This is a genomic window from Arthrobacter sp. D3-18 (genome assembly GCF_054408525.1).
On record NZ_CP096440.1, the window covers coordinates 3,080,175 to 3,099,835 of the forward strand.

Consider the following 19,661-nt stretch of genomic DNA (forward strand, 5'->3'; position numbering starts at 1 on the left):
GTGCAAACTTGCACTTAGTGTAAGTATGTGACCCAAACCAGTAGCCAGGAAGCCACTGCGGAGTCGTCCACCACTGCTGAGCCCGCTACCCCATCACGGCGCGAACTCAACAAGGCGGCCACCCGCAGCTCCATCGCCTCCGCAGCCCTGGACCTTTTGCGCAGCAACGGGTCCGGGAATTTCACCGTGGAAGACATCGCGGCCAGCGCGGGTGTCTCACGGCGAACCTTTTTCAACTACTTTCCCAGCCTCGAAGCTGCCCTGGCCTCCGTTGCCGACGGCTTCATGGACCACGCGTTGGAGCAGTTCCGGTTGCGCCCGGCGGACGAGTCGATCCTCGAATCCGCGCAGGCCGCCCTCATGGCGCTGGCCGATCCCATGTCCGTAGCTCCCATGGCCGAACTGTTCAGCCTGACGCAGGACAACCGTCAGCTGGCCCGCTCCGAACTTGAGGCCTGGGAGCACTGCACCGAGCAGATCATTGACGCTGCCCGCGGCAGGCTCGGCGCCGGCATCAGTGAGCTCTACCTCCACGCCCTCGCAGGTTCCGTCATTTCCTGTGGCAAAGCGGCAATGACCGTCTGGTTCGCCGAACACGGACCGGACCTTTCCGCCAAATCCCTCGCCGTCCTTCGCCAGCACCTCATCGATGCGATGGGCCTTCTCGGCACAGGCTTCGCGCCGCCGTCGGACGCTTCCCTCCACGCCTCAGCAGCCTCACCTTCCGTTTCAACCACCAAAGATCGGTTCTGACATGGCCTCGTTCCTCTACCGTCTCGGCAAATTTTCGTATCGCCGCCGCTGGCTGGTCATCTCCATATGGCTGGCCGTCATGGTGGCAGTGGGCGGCTCGGCCGCAGCGTTCCACGGCACCATGTCCAACAACTTCACCATCCCGGGCACCGAAACCCAGCAGATGGCTGACAAGCTCAAGGAGGCCCTGCCCGATTCGTCAGGCGGCTCGGCCAGCGTGGTTTTCGACGCCGGAGATGCAGGTTTCGATCAGATCAAGAAGGACGCGGTTGCCGCTGCGCTCACCAAGCTTGAAGCCATGCCGGACGTGCAGGGCACGGTAAACCCGTTCACCACGCAGGAGCAACTGGATACGGCTGCTGCGGACATTGCCGCTGGCGAAGCCAAGGCTGCCGAGGGCCAGACCCAGTTGGACGCCGCGCGCGCCCAGCTGACTGCAGGCGAAGCTCAACTCGCAGGGGCTGAGCAGCAGCTAGCAGCCGCCGGCCTCACCCCGGCACAGATTGAAGCACAGCTGGCTCCGCAGCGAGCCGAACTCGCCGCAGGGAAGGAAAAGCTCGACGCCGGAACCAAAGAAGCTGCCGACGGCGCCGCCGCACTGGCCCTCGGCAAGCGACAGCTTGAGGCCTCTGAGGGCATGCGTTTTGTTTCCAGCGACAACAGGGCTGCAATCGCGCAGGTCCAGTTCAAGACCTCCATCAACGCCGTTGACCCCGCCGTCCGCGAGGAAGTCCAGGAGATCGTCCACGGAGTCTCTTCCGCCGGCGTCACGGCCTACGCCAGCAAGGAAATCACCGAGGACGTCTCTGAGATCTTCGGCATTGCAGAAATCGTGGGCGTCGCAGTGGCTGCCCTTGTCCTGATCCTGATGCTCGGCACGCTTATCGCGGCTGGCCTGCCTCTTTTGATGGCGCTGATCGGCGTCGCCGTGGGTGTCGGTGGAACATTCGCGCTCACCAGCGTGATCGACATGAGCTCCATCTCCCCCATGCTTGCCCTGATGCTCGGCCTCGCGGTTGGCATTGACTACTCCCTCTTCATCGTCAACCGCCACCGCACGCAGCTCCTGTCCGGTATGGACGCCGAGGAATCTGCAGCTTTGGCCACCGGTACCTCCGGTAACGCCGTGCTATTTGCCGGCCTCACGGTCATCATCGCCCTCGCCGCACTGGTGGTTCCCGGGTTGCCGTTCCTTGCAGTGATGGGTGTCGCGGCCGCCGCGACAGTCGGCGTGGCCGTCATCGTAGCTTTGACCCTGACGCCCGCCGTCCTGGCGCTGATCGGCCGTCGGCTTATTTCCAAGCGCGCTTGGGCCAAAGCTGCCAAGCACAATGCCGAGCCCGGCCACGAAGCTGCGGACCGGGAACGCGAGGAGAAGCGCAGCAGCGGGGGCTGGGGCGGTATGGTCACACGTCACCCGTGGGTTGCCCTCGTGGCAAGCGTCGCGCTGCTGGGCGCGTTGGCGTTGCCGGCGTCACAGCTGCGGCTGGCACTTCCCGACGGCGGCTCCGAGCCGGTGGATTCGCAAGCCTTCAAGGCCTACGACCTCACGCGAAGCAGCTTCGGCGAAGGCGTGACGGGACCGATCGTCGTCGTGGGCGAATTCCCCGAAGGCCTCAGCGAGAACGATGCCAGGAACAAGCAATTCGACGTCGCGGACCAGCTCCGCAGCGTTGAGAACGTCGTTGCCGCTGTACCCGTTGCATTGAGCGACGACCGCCGCACCGCCGTCTACCAGGTCATCCCGAAGGAGGGTCCCGCCAGCGCCGGCACCGTGCAGGTGGTGTCCGATCTCCGTGCCAAGGGCTCAGCAATTCACGACGACTTGGACGTGACGATCGGCCTGACAGGCCAAACCGCGGGCAACATTGACGTCTCCAACAAGCTCGGCGCGGCTCTGCCGCCCTACTTGGCGATTGTCGTGGGACTCTCCCTGCTGCTGTTGCTGCTGGTATTCCGCTCCATCGTGGTGCCCCTGCTGGCAACTGGCGGATTCCTGCTCTCGCTGGCCGCTGCTTTCGGCGCCGTGGTTGCCGTGTATCAGTGGGGCTGGCTGGGAGGCATCTTCGACGTCGCCAATCCGGGTGCCGTTCTGAGCTTCCTGCCCATCATCCTGATCGGCGTGCTGTTCGGCCTGGCGATGGACTACCAGGTGTTCATTACCTCCGGCATGCGGGAGTCGTTCATGCACGGCGAGTCCGCCAAGCACGCTGTCCGCTCCGGTTTCAGCCACGCCGCAGCAGTGGTCACCGCGGCCGCGATCATCATGGTCAGCGTGTTCTCCGGCTTCATCTTCAGCCACCTCACCATGGTCAGGCCCCTCGGCTTCGCCATGGCATTCGGTGTGCTGATTGATGCCTTCGTGGTCCGCATGACGATTGTTCCCGCCGTGATGTACCTCCTGGGCGAGAAGGCCTGGTGGCTGCCTAAGTGGCTGGAACGGATCCTCCCGGACGTGGATGTGGAAGGCGCCAAACTGGACCGCAGTGATCGCCGGAAGGCCGACGCCGAGGAACTCGTCCACTAACGCTCTCTCACATAACAGCCAATATTCTCGAACGCTCGCTCACTTGCTTGAGGCAAGTGAGCGAGCGTTCGCGTCAAGCACGCGGAACGTGATCGAGCGTTCGCGTTAAGCACGCGGAAGGTGAGCGAGCGTCCGCGTCAAGCACGCGGAACGTGAGCGAGCGTCCGCCGTCAAGCACGCGGAACGTGAACGAGCGTCCGCCGTCAAGCACGCGGAACGTGAACGAGCGTTCGCGTCAAGCACACGGGATGTGCGAGAGGGCCGTACTAGGCTGGGACGGTGACCCGATTGATCCTTGCCTCCCAGTCCCCCGCCCGTACCAAGCTGCTCACGGAAGCCGGGATTCAGCATGACGTCCTGGTCTCGGATGTGGACGAGGATGCGGTTCAGGCCAAGTATGGCGTGACGGACGCCCACGACACCGCACTGTTGCTTGCCCGGGCCAAGGCCGAGGCCGTTGCGGCGCTGCCAGAAGCCGAGGGGGCCCTCGTGATCGGCTGCGATTCCGTGTTCGAGTTCGACGGCGAGTCCCACGGCAAGCCCTACACCGCGGAGGTCGCCCGGGAGCGAATGCTGCGGATGAGCGGCTCTCAGGGAGTGCTCCACACCGGCCATTGGCTGGTTGACTGCCGGGACACCGCCGCTGACGCGGACGAAGAGGCCGACGCAGATGAAACTCCCGAAGGCACGGGTGCCACCGTGGGAGCGGTATCGAGCGCTGAGGTCCACTTCGCCCAAATGAGTACCCAGGACATCGACGCCTACATCGCCACCGGTGAACCGCTTCACTGCGCCGGCTCCTTCACCATCGACGGCCTGGGTGGGGCCTTCATCCGTAAGGTGGACGGCGACCCGCACGCCGTCGTCGGGCTTTCCATCTCCACCCTCCGCGACCTGCTGGTCCATGCGAACGTGGGTATCACAGAGCTGTGGGACGCGAAGAGACAGTAGAAGCGGTTTGTAGCAACCCTACAAAGGAACATCGCCTCACACACGGAATCCCCCATCAATATGGGCGGAACCCTCACAATCGCGCTAGGCTCCTCAAGGACAGAAGGAGTCAACAACTTGTCAGCTAACCCGGCGCAGCCCATTTCCAGCCCTCTCACCAAGGTCTTGATTGCCAACCGCGGCGAAATCGCGGTCCGCATCATCCGAGCCGCCCGGGACGAAGGCATTGCCTCCGTAGCCGTTTACGCCGACCCCGACCGTGACGCCCTCCATGTCCGCCTTGCCGACGAGGCTTACGCTTTGGGTGGCAACACCGCTGCCGAGTCGTACCTGGTGATGGACAAGATCATCGACGTCGCCAAGCAGTCGGGCGCGGACGGTATCCACCCCGGCTATGGCTTCCTCGCCGAGAACGCCGAATTCGCGGCCAAGGTCATCGATGCCGGCATCACGTGGATCGGCCCCTCCCCCGAAGCCATCTCGGCCTTGGGCGACAAGGTCCAGGCCCGCCACATCGCCGAAAAAGTAGGCGCACCCCTCGTCCCCGGCACGGCTGACCCCGTGGAATCCGCCGATGAAATCCTGAAGTTCGCCGAGGAATTCGGCCTGCCTATTGCCATTAAGGCTGCCTTCGGCGGCGGTGGACGCGGCATCAAGGTCGCCCGCACCATGGACGAGATTCCCGAGCTCTACGAATCAGCTGTCCGTGAAGCAGTGGCCGCTTTCGGTCGCGGCGAATGCTTCATTGAGCGTTTCCTCGATGCTCCGCGCCACGTCGAAACCCAGTGCCTGGCCGATGCTTTCGGCAACGTTGTGGTGGTTTCCACCCGTGACTGCTCTTTGCAGCGCCGCAACCAGAAACTTGTTGAGGAAGCCCCGGCTCCGTACCTCAGCGAAGAGCAGAACAAGCGCCTGTACGAGTCTTCGAAAGCCATACTGAAGGAAGCCAACTACCTCGGCGCCGGCACCTGTGAATTCCTGGTGGGCCAGGACGGCACCATCTCCTTCCTCGAGGTGAACACCCGCCTCCAGGTGGAGCACTGCGTGTCCGAGGAAGTCACGGGAATCGACCTCGTCCGCGAGCAGTTCCGCATCGCCCGCGGTGAAGCCCTGGGTTACGAGGACCCCGAGGTCCGTGGCCACTCCTTCGAGTTCCGCATCACCGGCGAGGACCCGGGCCGCAACTTCATGCCCGCCCCCGGCACCATCAGCACGCTGAAGAACCCGACAGGCCCTGGCGTCCGGATCGATTCCGGCATTGAGCAGGGCGACGTCATCAGCGGCAACTTCGACTCCATGCTCTCCAAGCTGATCATCACGGGCGCCACCCGCGAGCAAGCCCTCCAGCGTTCACGCCGCGCCCTCGAAGAGATGGTGGTTGAGGGCATCCCCACCGTTATCCCCTTCGACCTCGCAGTGGTCACCGATCCCGACTTTGCTCCGGCGGAAGGACCCTTCAAGGTTCACACCCGCTGGATCGAGACCCAGTTCGTCAACAGCATCCCGGCTTGGTCTGCCAGCGGCGCGGGCGCTGAAACGTCCGACGCCGGTGACCGCCAGCGCGTCGTCGTCGAGGTTGGTGGCAAGCGGCTTGAGGTCGTCCTGCCGTCCGGCCTGGGCGGCAGCATCGCCGCGGTTTCGGGCGGTTCGGGCACCAAGTCCGGCAAGTCCAAGAAGCGCTCCCGTTCAGCTGGTGCAATGGCTGCGGCTGCGGGCGGTGACGCGCTGACGTCCCCCATGCAGGGCACCATCGTCAAGGTGGCAGCTTCTGAAGGCGACGTTGTGGCTGAGGGCGACCTGATCGTGGTCCTCGAAGCCATGAAGATGGAACAACCGCTCACCGCCCACAAGGCCGGTACCGTGCGGGGCCTCGCTGCCACCGCAGGCGAGACCGTCGCCGCAGGCGCAGTCATCGCCACCATCGAGGACTAACGCCAAGAACCTCTTAACGACGCCGGCCCCGCACCGTTTGGTGCGGGGCCGGCGTCGTTCTTGGGCTACTTAGGCAACATTGTTCTCGTAGTCGGTGTCCTTGGTTTCGCGTGTCAGCCACAGCGCCACGAAGGTCACCACAGCGGCGGCAGCCATGTAGGCACCCACCAGCCATGTGCTGCCGTTGGCTGCAGACCAGAGGGCAATGGCCACGAAGGACGCCGGAGCGGCTCCGATCATGGAGGACAGGTTGTACGCCACTGCTGAACCCGTGTAACGGACGTTGGCCGGGAACAGCTCGGGGAGGATGGCCGCCATGGGACCGAAGGTCAGGCCCATGAGGGTGAAGCCCACAATGAGGCCGACCATGGCCGCTGCCTGGCCGGGTCCGAACATGGTGAACCAGAGCGCACCGAAGACGAAAATGCCGGCGGTGACGCCCAGCAGGAACTTGCGTCGGCCCCACTTCTCAGCGAGCGGTCCGGAGACCACTGTGAAGATACCGAAGAACACGACGCCGATGATCAGCATCCAGAGGAAGTCGGACCGGGTGATGCCCAGGCCGGGGACGAAGGCCGCGACCTGCTCGGGCGTCATGGGCGTTCCGGCCTTCTCAGCCGCCGCCTGGGCGCCGGCCAGAGTGGGCTTGGTGCCGTAGGACAGCGTGAACGTGGTCATGATGTAGAAGAGCACGTACGTGGCGAACATGATGAACGTACCGGCCACCACGGGGCGCCAGTGGCTCTTCAGGGTGGCCGCGAGGGGCAGCTTCTGCACCTTTTCCTGCTCGATCACCTTGGTGAAGGAAACGCTCTCCACCAGCTTCAAACGGACATACAGGCCCACGATGACCAGGACCGCGCTGAGCAGGAACGGAACCCGCCAGCCCCAAGCGAGAAATTCTTCGGCGCTCAGGGACACGTTCATCCAGATGAAGATGACGTTGGCGATGATGAAGCCGATGGGAGCGCCCAACTGCGGGAACGTTCCGTAGATGGCACGCTTTCCCTGGGGCGCGTTCTCAGTGGCGAGCAACGCTGCGCCGGACCATTCTCCACCCAGGGCCAGGCCCTGGAAGAAGCGCAGGATGACCAGCATGATCGGAGCCAGGATGGCCCATCCCGGCATGGAGGCCGTGGGCAGGAGGCCGATGAGGAAGGTTGCGATACCCATGGTCAGCAGCGATGCGACCAAGGTGCCCTTGCGGCCGATCTTGTCACCGAAGTGGCCAAAGACCACCGCGCCGATGGGCCGCGCGAAGAAGGCAACACCGAAGATGGCGAACGCACTGAGCAGCGCATTGATGTCAGTGGCGTCCGGGAAGAAGAGCTTCGGGAAGACGAGTACCGACGCGGTGGCATAGGCGTAGAAGTCGTAGAACTCGATCGTCGTGCCGATCAGGCTCGCGAAGATCACCTTGCCCCGCGAGTTCACTGGCTTAGTGGACTCGCCTTCCTTGGATGGTGCAGTGGAAGACATGTATTTGCAGCTTTCTTTCACGCCGGCCGATTCTCCAGGAGGCCACCCGGCGAAGGATTATTCGAGAGTTCAATAATAGTTCCCGCTGTCCATTGAATGGACAACAAAGTCCAACATGCGGACGCACGGAAAAATCTCATCTTGTGGTCCGCGCCACATTACCTCACCATCGCCTCACGCGCCGGTGACCCCGCCGATAGGGAAATGTCACAGCACGTTTACAAACGGCGCCCGTCCACGAAATGCGCGAAACCTACCTTGGAATAACAACGTCCCCCACCAAGGAGGCACTCCGTGACTGTTGACCGCTCCGCAGATGAACTGGCCCCTGTCCAGTCCACTGCCACCGCCGCCCCCGCTCTTGAACACCGCCCCGGCCGCTGGATTGCCAACTGGGATGCCGAGGACAAGGGCCAGTGGGAAGCCGAAGGCCGGTCCATCGCCAAGCGCAATCTCTACTGGTCGATCTTCGCTGAATTCCTCGGATTCGTCGTCTGGCAGCTGTGGTCCATTGTGGTGGTCCAGCTCCCCGCAGCCGGCTTCCAGTTCGATACCAACCAGATCTTCTGGCTCATCTCCATCCCCAGCCTCGTGGGCGCTACTCTCCGTATCCCCTACACCTTCATGGTTCCCAAGTTCGGTGGCCGGAACTGGACCATCGTCTCGGCGCTGCTCCTGCTGATCCCCACCACAGGCCTTGCCATCTGCGTCTCCAACCCTGAGACGCCCTTCGGCATCATGCTCCTCATGGCCGCACTCGCCGGCTTCGGTGGTGGCAACTTCGCCAGTTCGATGGCCAACATCACCTTCTTCTACCCTGCCCGTGAAAAGGGTTGGGCGCTGGGCCTCAACGCTGCCGGCGGCAACCTCGGTGCCGCCGTCGCACAGCTTGTTGTCCCCATCGCCATCACGCTGCTGGCTGCCGGGACCGTCAACCTGCCCATGGCAGGCATTATCTGGATCCCGCTGATCATCATCGCCGCTTTCGGGGCCTACAAGTACATGAACAACCTCACCAGCGCCAAGGGTGATGTGGCTGGTTCCCTGGCCGCCCTCAAGGAACCGCACCTGTGGATCATGGCCTTCCTCTACATCGGCACCTTCGGCTCGTTCATCGGCTTCGCGGGAGTCTTCCCCAAGCTGATCAAGGACTACTTCCCGGACTTCTCTTCCATCCACGTCGGCGCGGTGGCACTCTCGCTGGCCTTCCTCGGACCGCTGGTCGGTTCCCTGGCCCGCCCCTACGGCGGACGCATGGCAGACCGCATGGGTGGTGCGCGGATGACCATCGCATCGTTCGCTTCCATGGCCGTCATCACGTTGACCATGATCTGGACGCTGCCCCTGAAGAACTTCTGGCTCTTCCTCACCTTGTTCCTGCTGCTCTTCCTGGCCAGCGGCTTCGGAAACGGTGCGACGTACCGCATGATCCCGGTCATCTTCGCAACATCCAGCCGGGCAGCCCGTGCAGGCGCTCCGAGTGCCACCACCGCCCGACTTGCTTCTTCCTCGCTGGGCCTGATTTCCGCGATCGGTGCCTACGGCGGCTTCGTGATTCCACAGGTTCTCAACGCTTCCAACACGGCCAGCGGCTCCTACACCCCGGCGTTCTATGGATTCGTTGGAGCCTATGTCCTGATGCTCACCGTCTGCTGGGTCTGCTACATCCGCCCCGCCCGGAAGCGCAACACGATCGGACACATCTAGATGCCCAACGGCGCCGATACCCACTGCCCGTACTGCGCGCTCCAGTGCGCCATGACGCTGACCCCGGCTGCCTCTGCAGCCGGGGCAGTGCCCGCGCCGGAGGCCGAACCCGCCAAAGTCGACGTGCCCTTGGAAGTATCCGGGCGCGACTTCCCCACCAATCGGGGCGGGCTGTGCCGCAAAGGCTGGACATCGGCGTCGTTGTTGCGTCACAACGGCCGCGTCACCGAGCCGATGCTCAAAGGTTCCGATGGCGTGCACCAGCCCATCTCATGGGACCAGGCACTCATGCTCATCACGGCTGCCGTCAAGGACACCCAGCAGCAGTATGGGAATGACGCCGTAGGTGTCTTTGGTGGCGGCGGCCTCACCAACGAGAAGGCGTACCTGTTGGGCAAGTTCGCCCGGCTGGCCTTGCGCACGTCGCGGATCGATTACAACGGCCGCTTCTGCATGTCATCGGCCGCGGCTGCGGGCAACCGGGCGTTCGGCGTGGACCGAGGCCTTCCGTTCCCTGTTACGGACCTGGACACCGCGTCCGTCATCCTCATGCTCGGTTCCAACGTTGCCGAGACCATGCCTCCGTTCGTCCAGCATCTGCAGGGCGCACGCGACGCCGGTGGACTGATCGTGGTGGACCCCCGCCGCTCGGCTACTGCGGCGTTCACGGGCGACGGCGGTGGCCTCCACTTGCAGCCGACGCCCGGCACAGATTTGGCCCTCCTTTTGGGCATCAGCCATGTGGTGGTCCACGAGGGCCTGGCCGACGCAGATTACATTGAGGCCAACACCACCGGCTACGCGGCCGTGCTGCGCAGCCTGTCCTCGTTCTGGCCGGAGCGCGTGCAGTCCATCACCGGCGTCCCCGCCACGCTGATCCGCGAGACCGCGCGCCGCTTGGCGCAAGGAGCCCGCAACGGCGGTAGCTATATCCTCAGCGGCCGCGGTGTGGAACAGCACGTGGACGGCACCGACACCGCCACCGCGGCGATCAACCTGAGCCTCCTTCTGGGCCTGCCCGGCTCGGCCCGCAGCGGCTACGGCACGCTCACGGGCCAAGGCAATGGCCAGGGCGGCCGCGAACACGGGCAGAAGGCCGACCAACTTCCCGGCTACCGCAAGATCACTGATCCTGCCGCACGCGCCCATGTCGCGGGCGTGTGGGGCGTCGATGAGTCGCTGATCCCCGGACCCGGCCTCCCCGCCGTCGAACTTCTTAAGTCACTCGGAAAGCCCGACGGCGTCCGGTGCCTTTTCGTGCACGGCGCCAATGTGGTGGTGTCAGCACCCGATACCAACGCAGTGATCCAAGGCCTCCGCAGCCTGGACTTCCTGGTGGTCTGTGACTTCTTCATGTCCGAGACCGCAGCTGAAGCCGACCTGGTCCTGCCTGTGACCCAATGGGCCGAGGAAGAAGGCACGCTCACCAATCTGGAGGGCCGTGTGATCCGGCGCCGCCGCGCGCTGACTCCTCCCGCGGGTGTCCGCAGCGAATTGTGGCTCATGGCCCGGCTCGCGGAACTGCTTGAGGCTCCTTCTACGTTCAGCGATGATCCCGAGACAGTGTTTGAAGAGCTTCGCGTGGCTTCCGCCGGTGGTTTGGCTGACTACTCGGGCATCGATTACGCCATGCTGGACCGTGGCGAAGCTGCTTACTGGCCCTACCCCGTGGGCAGCACAGGGACGCCGCGACTCTTTGCCGACGGGTTTGCCCATGCTGATGGCCGGGCAGTCATGGTTCCGGTGACGCCCTCCAAGCGGGCCGTTCGTTCGTTCGCGGACGATTCTTTGGCACTGGCAACCGGCAGGCTTCTGGAGCACTACCAATCCGGCGCGCAGACCCGACGCGTGAGCGAGCTTCTGGCATCGCAGCCCCAGGCCCGGCTCCTGATTCACCCGGGAACGGCGGCTTCACGCGGCATTGCCGACGGCGACTACGCCACCGTGACAAACGAGCGCGGTGAAGTGCTCTGCCGTGCCGAGCTCAGCAACTCGGTCCGCGCCGACACTGTCTTCCTGCCGTTCCACTTCCCCGGCCAGGAAAATGCGAACCGCCTCACAGAGGCGGCCACAGATCCCATTTCCGGCATGCCGGAGTTCAAGACCAGCCGGGTATGGGTCCGGAAGGCAGTCTCCACCCAGGAACCGGCCTCGTACAGAGTTCCTGCCGGGACGCGGCTGCCACTGCACGTCAAGGAGGCATCATGAGCGAGCGCATTGTTGTAGTTGGATTCGGGCCGGTAGCTGCCCGACTCGTGGACGAATTGCTCCCCGCCGTCCGCTCCGGGCTGGTGCAACTCTTGGTGGTCGGCCAGGAGACTGAGGCAGCGTACAACCGCGTGATGGTGGCCGAACTGGGCGTTGGCCGCACCACGGCAGAGGCTCTCGCGATGGCTGATGCCTCGGAGCTGGAAGCCGACGGCGTGGAAGTGCGTTTGGGAGTCAAGGTCAAAAGAATCGACCGCGCCCGCCAAAACATAGTCCTGTCCGATGACAGCACTGAGCACTATGACCGACTGGTGTTCGCCACCGGGTCCCGTCCCGTCATTCCGAACCTCACAGGACTCAACCCGGATCCTTCCAGGCCGGTGCTTCCGGCCGGCGTCACTGCTTTGCGTGATCTACGGGATGCTGCCGTGCTACGTGCCGCGGTGGCCGACGGAAAGCGTGTGGTGGTGCTCGGTGGCGGTGTGCTCGGCTTGGAAACGGCCTTGGCTGCCTCGGAAGAAGGCGCTCAAGCCACAGTAGTTCACAATGGCCCCTTCCCACTCGGCAGAAGCATTGACCGCGGCAGTGGATCAGTCCTCATCAACAGCCTGCGAGCCGGCGGTGTGCGGATGGCAGGCAATGCGCGATCTACCGGTGTGGAGACGGCAGGACCCGGCGGCAGCTTCTCGGCATTGCTGCTGGATGACGGCTCGGCGATCGACGGCGACCTGCTGGTTTTGTCCTGTGGTGTGCGCCCCCGCATCGAATTAGCGGAAGGCTGTGGCCTGCCGGTTGCGACAGGTATCCTCGTGGACCACCACCTCCGGACCTATCACGAGCCCCACATGTTCGCGATGGGCGACTGCGCTGAAGTCCGCTGCCCCGACGCTGCCTGCGTTGATTGCCGGACAGCCGCCGGGCCCTCCGGTCTGGTGGGTCCGGGCTGGCGGCAGGCTGAGTGGTTGGCCGAATACCTCGTGGTCCTGGCCCGGGATGGCCAGGCCGCCGCAGATGCTCTGGAAGCGCTGCCCAAGGAGAAGCCCGGGGTGGTTGTCCTAAAGGCACGCGGCATCAACCTGGCCGTGGCGGGCGACAACCAGGCTGATCCTTGGGACGAGGAGTTGCTGGAAGCCGGTGCCGCGTCAGGGCGTGCCCGCCGGCAAATTTCCCAGTGGGCCGATCCCGAACACGGCCGCTACGTGAAGATGACCACCCGTGGCGGGGTGTTGGAAGGCCTGGTGGCCGTGGGCATGCCCCGGACTGCTGCCGAGCTGGTGGTGCTCTTCGAGCGTTCCTCGGAGCTGCCCGCGGACCGGTCCTTGCTGCTCCGCCTGGACGGACCTGACCAGTTGGATGCCGGCGCCACGAGCAACGATCCCCAAAGGACCGTGTGCCGCTGCGCCGGGGTGAGTGCGGCCAGCATCGAAGATTCCGTGGTGGAAGGCTGCAGCACCGTGGGCGAGGTATCCAGGGCCACCCGCGCCGGCACAGGCTGCGGAGGATGCCATGAGGACATCAAGGGGATCATCGAAAAACACTTCCAAGCGGCTGCCGCCTAAAGCCGCTTAGTTCTCGCTCCGATTCGGGGGTTCCCTGCGGATCATGCCGTGCGCACGGCACACTCCGCAGCGGGCCATCGAAAGGGGCATCACGCTGGTCAGCGTGGAGCTACATGTGCACGTGCAGGCGCCGCGCGGCCTCCGAGATGGAGCCGGTCGACGGCGGATACCCCGCGGACCTCGGGCTTGTGCTGGAGTCGATCCGGGGACTCGGCTTGGAACCTGCTGAAGCGAAGGCCATGCTCATCACGCACGGGCACGTCGACCATACAGGTGGAGGAGGCCATCGACGCCATGCAAGAGTAGGCAGACCGCGGAGCCCGTCTCTACGGCTCGCTGCACACTAGACGGTAGGAATCGTCTAGTGTGCAGCGGACCGTCGAAACGGGCGCCACGCTGGTCAGCGTGAAGTTACATGTGCACGTGCAAGCGCCGCGCGGCCTCCGAAATGGAACCAGTCAGTGACGGGTACACCGTGAAAGCGCTGGCCACGTCATCAACGTGGAGCTTCTGGGTCACTGCGACGGAGATCGGGAAAATGAGCTCCGAAGCGTTCGGGCCAACCACTACGCCACCGATCACGGTGCCGGAACCCTTACGCGCGATGATTTTAACGAAGCCATCTTTGGTGTTGCGCATCTTGGCGCGGGCGTTGCTGAGCAGGGACAACATCACAACGTCGCCCTGGTACTTGCCGGACGCGAGGTCGGCTTCGGAAACGCCGACGGAGGCGATTTCAGGGGACGTGAAGATGTTCGACGCCACCTGGTTGAGCTTCAGCGGCTTGACCGCATCGCCCATGAAGTGGGCAACCGCAATGCGGCCCTGCATGGCTGCAACGGATGCCAAAGCGAACACGCCCGTGCAGTCGCCCGCGGCGTAAATGTTGGGGGCAGTGGTGCGCGAAACGCCGTCCACTTTGATGTGCCCGGACTCGGTCAGGGTCACGCCTGCTTCTTCAAGACCGATGCCCGCGGTGTTGGGGATGGAGCCAACACACACCAGGCAGTGCGAACCTGTCACGATCGATCCGTCACCCAAGGTGACTTTCACGCCGTCGTCGGTTCGCTCCACTGCATTGGCGCGGGACTTCGACAGAACGTGTACGCCACGGCGTTCGAAGACGCCTTCCAGCAGCTTGGCGGCATCTGTGTCCTCGCCGGGCAGAACCTGGTCACGGCTGGAGATCAGGGTGACCTTGGAGCCCAAGCCGTTGTAGGCGGATGCGAACTCGGCGCCGGTAACGCCCGAACCCACAACGATGAGTTCTTCGGGAAGCTCGTCCAGGTTATAGATCTGGGCCCAGTTGAGGATGCGTTCGCCGTCGGGCTTGGCCGTGGGAAGTTCACGCGGGTGAGCACCAACAGCCAGCAGGATCGCGTCGGCGTCGATGGTGCGTGTCCCTTCGAGCGTGAGGACCTCGATGGTGTTGTTGTCCAGCAGCTTGCCGGACCCGATGACGATCTCCACGCCCAGGCGCTCGAGGCCTGCACGGATGTCGTCGGACTGGCCATGGGCCAGGGTCAGGACGCGATCGTTAATGTGCTTGAGGTCGGCACGCGGCTTGGAGGCCGTGCCGTCGCCGTCGAACTTCACTCCGAGTTCGTCCGCCTCACCCACGCGCGTCATGAGGTCGGCGGTGGCAATGAGGGTTTTGGAAGGCACGACGTCGGTCAGCACCGCGGAGCCGCCGAGGCCTGCCCGTTCGACGATGGTGACGTGCGCGCCAAGCGAGGCGGCAACCATGGCAGCTTCATATCCGCCGGGACCACCTCCAAGGATCGCGATACGGGGGGCACTGAAGTCAACTTGGGTGGTCACAGTCCTCAATTCTCGCTCATTGCCACGCCGGTTGCCACCCAGCCGAACCTCACTCAGGTCCGATCCCTACCAAAGTCCTGTAGCCGCAGGGTAGCTTGTACCAGTGAGTAACACTGAGCTGATGAACACTGACCCTTTTGAAGCCGCGAAGGCCGCCGCTGACTTCATCGCCGCGGAGACCGGCGTCGAGTCCCATGACGTAGCCCTGGTGCTCGGATCCGGATGGGCGGAGGCCGCTGACCTGATCGGTGAAACCACCGCCACCCTGAACGCCTCCGAGGTTCCCGGCTTCCACAAACCAGCGGTGGTGGGCCATGTTGGAACCATCCGCTCTGTCCTCACCAAGGAGGGCAAACGAGCCTTGGTCCTGGGCGCCCGGACGCATTACTACGAAGGCCGCGGCGTGCGGTCCGTAGTCCACGGCGTACGCTCGGCCGCAGCAGCCGGATGCAAGACGCTGGTGCTCACCAACGGTTGTGGCGGGCTCAATGAAGATTGGACCCCCGGAACTCCGGTGCTGATAAGCGACCACATCAACCTCACCGCAACCTCACCGCTTGAGGGCGCAACGTTCGTTGACCTCACGGACCTCTACTCCTCCCGGATCCGCGACCTCGCCCGTGAAGTTGATTCCTCCTTGCAGGAAGGTGTGTACGCACAGTTCACAGGCCCGCACTACGAGACGCCGGCAGAGGTCCAGTACGCCAAGCGAATCGGCGCAGACTTGGTGGGCATGTCCACCGCGTTGGAAGCCATCGCAGGCCGCCACGCAGGGATGGAAGTTTTTGGTATTTCCCTGGTCACCAACCTCGCAGCCGGCATCAGCCCGGTTCCCTTGAGCCACGCGGAAGTCCTGGAAGCCGGTCACGCAGCGGGTCAGCGGATCTCCAAGCTTCTGGCGGAGATCATCGCCAAGCTCTAGTCCTAACCATCCGCGCTGCGGGGTCATCGTCAAAGGTGGCCCCGCATCGCTATTTAAGGGTTTGCGCTAACAATTCCGGGCGAGAAGTAAACGCACAGTAAATTCTCAGGTTAAATCTGATTTATGGCGAAACATTTGATTGCGGCTGCCCGAATGTGTCACGCGCGCACGTTGCCAATGTAAGCGCTTGCGCAAGTACCGATGAGTAACCGGGAACGCTCCTGAAATGCCCTTTGCTCTCAGACCTAACACGTGTCTAGCGTGGAGAGTGTTCCGGTAAGTCGACGTGCCGGAGCCACCGCGGCGGATAGCTACAAGCTCCCCCGCACCTCGAAACGATGGCGTCCCTCGATGACGCCTACAGCGGATCGATGGACGCCTGAGTAAAGAACCCCCATCAGGGGGTCAGGGCATGCGCCCCACTCCACGAAGTCCAACACTCCGCGAGAAGAGCAAGCATGAACACGCACTCAACCCCTCCACAGCCGCGCCGCCGGCTGCGACAGGCAGTAGCCCTCGCAGCAGCGGCCGGCGTGGCCGGCAGCATCTTGCTGGTGACGCCGGCTGCGCAAGCCAACCTGCCGGCCGACCCGCCGTCGAGCACCATGCCGGCGCCCACGCCCGGCTTCCCGCTGCCAACCACGCACACCCAGCAGGCGTACGATCCGGCAGCAGACTTCACGTCCAAGTGGACGCGAGCCGACGCCAAGCAGATCATGGCCCAGAGCAACCCCAACGTTGCCCCCGGCGAGAACTCCATGAGCCCCAACGTCACCATGCCGGAAATCCCCAAGGACTTCCCGGCCATGAACGACGACGTCTGGGTTTGGGACACTTGGTCCCTGACAGACGAAAACGCCAACCAGATCAGCTACAAGGGCTGGGATGTCATCTTCTCCCTGGTTGCTGACAGGCACGCTGGCTATGGCTTCGACCAGCGCCACTGGAACGCCAGGATCGGCTACTTCTTCCGCAAGACCAACGCTGATCCCGCCAAGGACAAATGGAACTACGGCGGACACCTGTTCCTGGACAACACGTCCATCGGCAACACGGAGTGGTCCGGCTCCACGCGCCTCATGCAGGGCAACAAGATCAACGTCTTCTACACCGCCACCACGTTCTACGACGTCGCCGAGCGGAATGCAGGCGGCGGCGGGATCGCTCCGGACGCTGCGATCGCCAAGGCACTGGGTAACATCCACGCCAACGAGGACGGCGTGACGTTCGACGGCTTCCAGCACACCAAACTGCTGGAGCCGGACGGAAAGATGTACCAGAACAAAGCCCAGAACCCCGGCTTCGCGTTCCGTGACCCGTACACCTTCGCGGACCCCGCCCACCCGGGCAAAACCTTCATGGTCTTCGAAGGCAACACCGGCGGCACCCGTGGCTCCTACAAGTGCAAGCAGGAAGACCTCGGCTACCAGCCGGGCGACCCCAACGCCGAGACTGTGGCACGGGTCAACAGCACCGGTGCCTGGTACCAGACTGCCAACGTGGGCCTCGCCGTGGCCGACAACAAGGACCTCACCAAGTGGAGCTTCCTGCCGCCGATCCTCTCGGCCAACTGCGTCAACGACCAGACTGAACGTCCGCAGATCTACATTCAGAACGAGAACGGCAAGAACAAGTACTACCTGTTCACCATCAGCCACCAGTTCACGTATGCGGATGGAATGCGCGGCCCGGACGGCGTGTATGGCTTCGTGGGTAACGGCGTTCGTTCCGACTACCAGCCGGTCAACAACAGCGGCCTGGCTTTGGGCTCTCCCACGGATCTGAACATGCCGGCCAACGCGCCGGAGGGTCCGGACCCGCGCCAGAATGGCCGTCAGTTCCAGGCCTACTCGCACTACGTGCAGCCGGGCGGACTGGTCCAGTCCTTCATCGACAACGTGGACGGCGTCCGCGGCGGTTCCCTCTCCCCCACCGTGAAGATGAACTTCAAGGGCGGCGTGACGCAGGTTGACCGCAGCTTCGGCCAGAACGGCCTTGGCCCGTTCGGTTACCTTCCCACCAACGTTCGCGTTGGCGGCGAGGGCCTCTATAAGTAAGCAGTAACACCCCGGCCGACAGGCCACGGCAGGGGTGTCGGACCCACAAGGACCGGCACCCCTGCTACCCCAACCCCAGGATCTTCCCCATGACTTTTCCCAGCTCCCACCTGTCCCGCCGCCAAATGCTGGCCGCAAGTGCCGCCGTCGTGGTCGCCTTTTCCGCCGCGTCGTGCACGCAAACTGAAAGCCCGACGCCGATTCCCGCCCCGGGCGGACACCGTCCGTCCCCTTCAGACCCATGGCGGCCCCTCGCGCACCTGACGGCTGAGAAGAACTGGCTCAACGATCCCAACGGTCTCGTCTATCACGACGGCACCTACCACGCCTTTTACCAGTACAACCCGCGGGGCAACTCGTGGGGCAACATGTCGTGGGGCCACTCCACCAGCAAGGATCTGGTGCATTGGGAGCAGCAGTCCGTGGCCATGGAGGCGAGCCCCGAAGAGGAGATCTTCTCTGGGTGCATTGTGATGGATAAGAACAATGCCTCCGGCCTTGGCTCTGCAGAGAACCCGCCCATGGTTGCCCTCTACACCAGCGCCTATGGCAAGAACGGCGCTCTGCCTCAAGGCTCCCAGGCACAATCCGTCGCGTTCAGCCTGGACAACGGGACCACGTGGCAGAAGTACCAAGGCAACCCGGTCCTGAACCTTGCACCCACCAACAACAACTTCCGCGACCCCAAAATCACTTGGTACGAACCCGGCCGCTACTGGGTGATGACCACCGTGGTGGCAGACGCCCAAGTGGTCAAGATGTTCAAGTCCACGGACCTGCTCCGCTGGAAATACCTGAGCGATTTCTCCGGCGTCGGCGCCCAAGGAGGCCTATGGGAAGTGCCGGAACTCATTCACATGGACGTTGAGGACTCCACGGCGAAGAAGTGGGTCATGCTCCTGAGCATCAACCCCGGCGGCATTGCTGGCGGCTCGGGAATGCAGTACTTCGTGGGCGAATTCGATGGGACACGCTTTACCGCGGAAGACGCGGCAGCCCCCGGCGCCCCGCTCACCGAGTCCCAGTGGCTGGACCACGGCGCAGACTACTACGCCGCGAACTCCATCTCCGGCGCGCCTGGGGACAAGCCCGTTCTCCTGGGATGGATGGGTAACTGGGACTACGCCCAGGATGTGCCCACCACGCCATGGCGCGGCTCCATGGCTATTCCCCGCGAACTGACCTTGGTTCGGGGTGGGAAGCGGCTCGAGCTCCGATCTGCCATAGCCGGTGCGGCGCGGGAAACGCTGGACCGCTCCGGTGAAGTGAAGAGCAAAAACCTCACCGCTGGCTCCTCGCCCCAGGACCTTGGCCAGGAGTTCCGGGGACGTACCCAGCTGATCGAACTGGACATGGACCTGACGTCGGCGCGCGAAGCCGGGGTTCTCCTCCGCCACTCATCCTCCGCTTCCGAGACCGGACTGCGGATCTCGTATAACAAGGAGACAGGCAGTGTCCGGGTGGACCGGTCAAAAGCCGGAACAAGCAACTTCTCCGAAAAGTTCAGCCCATTTCATGAAGTGGCCCTGCCTTCCTCCGGCAGCAAGGTCCATCTCACGATCCTCCTCGATTCGTCCTCGGTGGAAGTCTTCGCTGCGGGTGGAACTGCGGTCATTTCGGATACGTTCTTCCCGGACTGGGACAACACGGGGGCGTCGGCCTTCAGCGTGGAGGGCGACACGGACTTCACCATCACGTCACGCGTTCTTTAAAGGTCGCCCAGGGGCGGGATCTCACCCTTTACA

Annotated in this window: 13 protein-coding genes; 11 read left to right on the forward strand and 2 right to left on the reverse strand. The window is 63.7% G+C overall.

What is annotated here, in order from left to right; all coding sequences use genetic code 11:
- The first annotated feature begins 27 nt into the window (after positions 1-27).
- The 4 genes from M1D89_RS16310 to M1D89_RS16325 all read left to right on the forward strand — a co-directional run bounded on the left by M1D89_RS16310 (position 28) and on the right by M1D89_RS16325 (position 6,163).
- Positions 28-753: a TetR family transcriptional regulator gene (locus tag M1D89_RS16310; protein ID WP_498645062.1), complete on the forward strand. Its 726-nt coding sequence runs from the start codon at positions 28-30 to the stop codon at positions 751-753.
- A 1-nt stretch (position 754) separates the two neighbouring features.
- A complete protein-coding gene (locus tag M1D89_RS16315) occupies positions 755-3,280 on the forward strand; it encodes an MMPL family transporter (RefSeq protein WP_498645064.1) in 2,526 nt (841 codons plus the stop codon).
- A 279-nt stretch (positions 3,281-3,559) separates the two neighbouring features.
- On the forward strand, positions 3,560-4,231 hold the full coding sequence (locus M1D89_RS16320) for a Maf family protein (RefSeq protein WP_498645066.1): 672 nt from the start codon (positions 3,560-3,562) through the stop codon (positions 4,229-4,231).
- Between the two features lie 60 nt (positions 4,232-4,291).
- Positions 4,292-6,163, forward strand: coding sequence for an acetyl/propionyl/methylcrotonyl-CoA carboxylase subunit alpha (locus tag M1D89_RS16325; RefSeq protein ID WP_498645068.1), 1,872 nt, complete (start codon positions 4,292-4,294; stop codon positions 6,161-6,163).
- Between the two features lie 69 nt (positions 6,164-6,232).
- Here M1D89_RS16325 and M1D89_RS16330 read toward each other — a convergent pair whose 3' ends face one another.
- A complete protein-coding gene (locus M1D89_RS16330) occupies positions 6,233-7,642 on the reverse strand; it encodes an MFS transporter (RefSeq protein ID WP_498645070.1) in 1,410 nt (469 codons plus the stop codon).
- Between the two features lie 294 nt (positions 7,643-7,936).
- On the opposite strand from M1D89_RS16330, the gene M1D89_RS16335 reads away from it, so the two are divergent.
- From M1D89_RS16335 to M1D89_RS16350, 4 genes are all read left to right on the forward strand, one after another.
- Complete coding sequence (locus tag M1D89_RS16335; RefSeq protein ID WP_402937608.1) at positions 7,937-9,349, forward strand: MFS transporter; 1,413 nt, start codon at positions 7,937-7,939, stop codon at positions 9,347-9,349.
- A complete protein-coding gene (locus M1D89_RS16340) occupies positions 9,350-11,557 on the forward strand; it encodes a molybdopterin oxidoreductase family protein (RefSeq protein WP_498645073.1) in 2,208 nt (735 codons plus the stop codon).
- Positions 11,554-13,116 (forward strand): FAD-dependent oxidoreductase, encoded by a 1,563-nt coding sequence (locus M1D89_RS16345; protein WP_498645075.1) that lies wholly within the window; start codon positions 11,554-11,556, stop codon positions 13,114-13,116. The genes M1D89_RS16340 and M1D89_RS16345 overlap by 4 nt, the downstream gene beginning before the upstream one ends.
- A 146-nt stretch (positions 13,117-13,262) precedes the next feature.
- Entirely contained in the window at positions 13,263-13,463 is a 201-nt protein-coding gene (locus M1D89_RS16350) for an MBL fold metallo-hydrolase (RefSeq protein WP_498650973.1), read from the forward strand.
- A 64-nt stretch (positions 13,464-13,527) separates the two neighbouring features.
- Here M1D89_RS16350 and M1D89_RS16355 read toward each other — a convergent pair whose 3' ends face one another.
- On the reverse strand, positions 13,528-14,937 hold the full coding sequence (locus tag M1D89_RS16355; protein ID WP_498645077.1) for an NAD(P)H-quinone dehydrogenase: 1,410 nt from the start codon (positions 14,935-14,937) through the stop codon (positions 13,528-13,530).
- Between the two features lie 121 nt (positions 14,938-15,058).
- On the opposite strand from M1D89_RS16355, the gene M1D89_RS16360 reads away from it, so the two are divergent.
- The 3 genes from M1D89_RS16360 to M1D89_RS16370 all read left to right on the forward strand — a co-directional run bounded on the left by M1D89_RS16360 (position 15,059) and on the right by M1D89_RS16370 (position 19,628).
- Entirely contained in the window at positions 15,059-15,859 is an 801-nt protein-coding gene (locus tag M1D89_RS16360) for a purine-nucleoside phosphorylase (protein WP_498645079.1), read from the forward strand.
- Between the two features lie 458 nt (positions 15,860-16,317).
- Positions 16,318-17,916 (forward strand): glycoside hydrolase family 68 protein, encoded by a 1,599-nt coding sequence (locus M1D89_RS16365; RefSeq protein ID WP_498645081.1) that lies wholly within the window; start codon positions 16,318-16,320, stop codon positions 17,914-17,916.
- Positions 17,917-18,005: 89 nt separating this feature from the next.
- Positions 18,006-19,628: a glycoside hydrolase family 32 protein gene (locus M1D89_RS16370; RefSeq protein WP_498645083.1), complete on the forward strand. Its 1,623-nt coding sequence runs from the start codon at positions 18,006-18,008 to the stop codon at positions 19,626-19,628.
- The last annotated feature ends 33 nt before the right edge of the window (positions 19,629-19,661 follow it).